We start from the raw sequence: 3,489 nt of genomic DNA, 5'->3' as shown, positions 1-3,489 counted from the left end.
CAGCAGTTGCTGCGTAGGGCAGTCTATTCTCGGACAGCCTCCCGGGAGGCAATTAACTTGTTGAACCTTTTTGCAAGCCATGGGTCATAACTGGCGTTGTCCCCAACGATAACCGGCAACAGTCAAATTTCATCGTCTGGAGTTCTAGCACATGATTAATGTAGATTCGGCCGGCGGTTGTCTCCTGTGCCAACCAACCGATGCCACCCCATCCCCTGACACAGGTATGGTCAACTGCGCACGAGGCCACGCGTTTCACCGTGAGTGCCTCATCCGGCAAGATTGCTTTCGGCAATGCCCCCGTAATGACTGCGATGCCCACATTCCCTGCTTTGTCAAGCCTCTGGCTGACCGCCTGGCCGGATCATTGCTGCCTGTTCTTGGTCTGGACTGGCTACTGGAAGGCACGGTCATGGCTGATGTCGCGCAATCTGGCGTTTCCCTTGCCAATGCCCGGCAGTGGGTCTCTGAGTCGGAGATTTTAATCGGCTACCTCAGGCATTCACTGCCCGAATCACTGCGCGGTTTAACCGGTAGATCAGCGGTAATCAGTATTGGCACAATGGCCGTGGTGGCTTCAGTTGCTTATCTGTTGCAATCGCAGCCAGAGCTTTTTGGTTTCCGGTCTAATTCTGCAGATACTCCCTGAGGGAGCCGTTATTGCCGGTAGGTCAATGCATGTTTGCCTCGTCCCCACGGTCGTCCGTGGGAACGAATACCCAAAAACCGTTAAGGCAAAATCCCATTTAACCTCCGCAACTCCGGTCAAAAACAGCGTGTTGTACTCCGCTATGTGCATGTGGGAGTATCAGCGCTTCTTTGCACCGGTTTTGAGAGACCTTGCTGTCTGATGCACAGGGGCCTGAGGGCTCAGGAAATCGTCAGGGCAGCAACAATGGTCGCCAACACCGAGTCTGCCGCCGACGCATTATCCGTCACCTCAGCTTCTGAGGTAACCAATACGGCCACTTCGGCATTCAGTAACGCATCCGCCATGGCAGGCCACTGTTCATCATCACCGTTAATCACCAATGGGTAAAACCCACGATCAAACAGTTGTCGTTCAATAACGTCAGCGTGCTGTCGAGCAACCCTGAAAATACCGCCTTTCTGACCCATGCGCTGTTGCCGATGGACTCTGGACAGCGAATCCCGACCATGGGTACTACGCTTACTGACACCCCGCACCATACCGGCGGCAACCGTATCGTTACTGATCCGGTCAATAACAATAAAGGCACCGGTCTGACGGTTACGCCGGTAGCTTTCCACAGGCACTGCCCTGGTCAGCCTGAGCTGACACAGGCCAATTTCATTCAGCGCCAGCTGCCCTGCAGGGTGATGGGCCAGGGCGTGCACATCAACCCGGTGATCAACTCCGGCAAAACTGCCCGAAACCTTGCCAGCGGAAAACTTGATCTGATACTGCCTGCCAGGACTCATGGGCTGTTCCGCCATCCACACCAGATCCACATCCAGATCAGCAGCCACCTGAACACTGCTGTCCCGGCGCACCAGCATCTCACCACGGCTGATATCAATTTCATCGGTCAGGGTCAGGGTAACCGCCTGACCCACATGGGCCTCAGGCAGTTCGCCATCCCAGGTCACAATGCGGGCAATGGTGCTCACCTGCCCCGAGGGCAGTACCTTGATCTGATCACCGGGCTTGATCTTGCCTGAAGCCAGCGTTCCTGAAAAACCACGAAAATCCAGGTTAGGGCGATTGACATATTGAACCGGGAAGCGGAAGTCATCCAGGTTACGGTCCCGGGCAATCTCGACATTTTCCAACACGTCCATCAGCGTACTGTCACGATACCAGGACATCCGTTCGCTGCGGTGTACCACATTGTCGCCTTCCAGCGCCGACATGGGCACAAACTGGATATCACCCAATTGCAACGGTTCTGCGAAATCCAGGTACTGGTTACGAATCTCTTCAAACCGGGCCTTGCTGAAATCCACCAGATCCATCTTATTGATGGCCACGACAATATGCTTTATGCCCAGCAAGCTGGCTATATAGGTATGTCGACGGGTCTGGGTCAGCACACCCTGACGGGCATCAATCAAAATAATCGCCAGATCACAGGTGGAAGCACCGGTTGCCATATTTCGGGTGTACTGCTCATGCCCGGGCGTATCGGCAATGATGTACTTACGTTTTTCGGTGGAAAAATAACGGTAGGCCACATCAATGGTGATGCCCTGCTCACGTTCTGCCTGCAGACCATCCACCAGCAGCGCCAGATCCAGTTTTCCCCCCTGGGTACCTGCTCGTTTACTGTCGTTTTCTACGGCAGCCAGCTGATCTTCATAAATAATTCTGGTGTCGTGTAAAAGACGGCCAATCAGGGTGCTTTTACCATCATCAACACTGCCACAGGTAAGAAAACGCAGCATCTCTTTCTGTTCATGACGGTTCAGGTACTCTTCGATATCGGTGGCAATAAGTTCAGATTGGTGTGACATCAGAAATACCCTTCCTGCTTTTTCTTTTCCATGGAGCCGGCACTGTCATGGTCGATCACCCGGCCCTGTCGCTCAGAGGTTCTGGTCAGGAGCATCTCCTGAATCACTTCGGTCAGTGTATCGGCTTCAGATTCTACGGCACCGGTCAACGGGTAGCATCCCAGGGTTCTGAAGCGTACTTTGCGCATACTGGTTTGTTCACCCGGTTGCAGGGGCATCCGCTCATCATCCACCATGATCAGGTTGCCATCACGCTCCACCACCGGGCGTTCTTTGGCAAGATACAATGGCACAATAGGGATCTTTTCCAGGTGGATATACTGCCAGATATCGAGTTCCGTCCAGTTTGACAGCGGGAACACGCGAATACTCTCGCCCTTCTCAACCTGGCTATTGTAAATATTCCAAAGTTCCGGTCTCTGGTTTTTCGGATCCCAGTGATGATTTTTATCTCGAAAAGAGTAAACCCGCTCTTTCGCCCTGGATTTTTCTTCATCCCGACGGGCACCACCAAATGCAGCATCAAAACCGTATTTATCCAATGCCTGCTTGAGTGCCCGGGTTTTCATGACATCGGTATGTTTTGCGCTGCCGTGGGTAAATGGCCCGACGCCCTGCGCCAGACCTTCCGGATTGGTATGTACCAGCAGTTCAAGACCCAGTCTTTCTGCCAGTTGATCCCGAAACTCAATCATTTCCCGGAATTTCCAGGTCGTATCCACGTGTAATAAAGGGAAAGGTGGTTTACCGGGGTAAAAAGCTTTCATGGCCAGATGCAGCATCACGGCAGAGTCTTTGCCAATAGAGTAAAGCATGACAGGGTTTTCAAACTCAGCAGCCACTTCCCGGATAATATGGATGCTTTCCGCTTCCAGCTGTTTTAGATGGTTGAAGTCTTGATCCGACATGCATTTCGACCTAACGCGAAGTTATTGTTGTGCTCTAAGTGAAATACTATCAGTGAAAATAGAATAATAAATTCAATATCTATATTTTTTTTATATATCAATATAT

At 52.0% G+C, this 3,489-nt stretch carries 3 protein-coding genes; 1 reads left to right on the top strand and 2 read right to left on the bottom strand.

The features are described from left to right. Positions 1–151 precede the first annotated feature (151 nt). Positions 152–649 carry a hypothetical protein gene (locus tag KDK14_RS19645; protein ID WP_257266909.1) on the top strand — a complete coding sequence of 166 codons (498 nt, stop codon included), beginning with the start codon at positions 152–154 and terminating at the stop codon, positions 647–649. 221 nt (positions 650–870) lie between these two features. Here the strand turns inward: KDK14_RS19645 and cysN are convergent, their stop codons facing one another. After that, a complete protein-coding gene (gene cysN / locus KDK14_RS19640; protein WP_257266908.1) occupies positions 871–2,475 on the bottom strand; it encodes a sulfate adenylyltransferase subunit CysN in 1,605 nt (534 codons plus the stop codon). Beyond that, complete coding sequence (gene cysD / locus KDK14_RS19635) at positions 2,475–3,383, bottom strand: sulfate adenylyltransferase subunit CysD (RefSeq protein WP_257266907.1); 909 nt, start codon at positions 3,381–3,383, stop codon at positions 2,475–2,477. The genes cysN and cysD overlap by 1 nt, the downstream gene beginning before the upstream one ends. Positions 3,384–3,489 lie beyond the last annotated feature (106 nt).

Origin of the sequence: Endozoicomonas sp. ONNA2, assembly GCF_024606365.1 — a bacterium.
Taxonomy (GTDB): Bacteria; Pseudomonadota; Gammaproteobacteria; order Pseudomonadales; family Endozoicomonadaceae; genus Endozoicomonas.
Note: the sequence above shows the minus strand (reverse complement) of the source record. Positions and strands in the feature narration are given on the sequence as shown.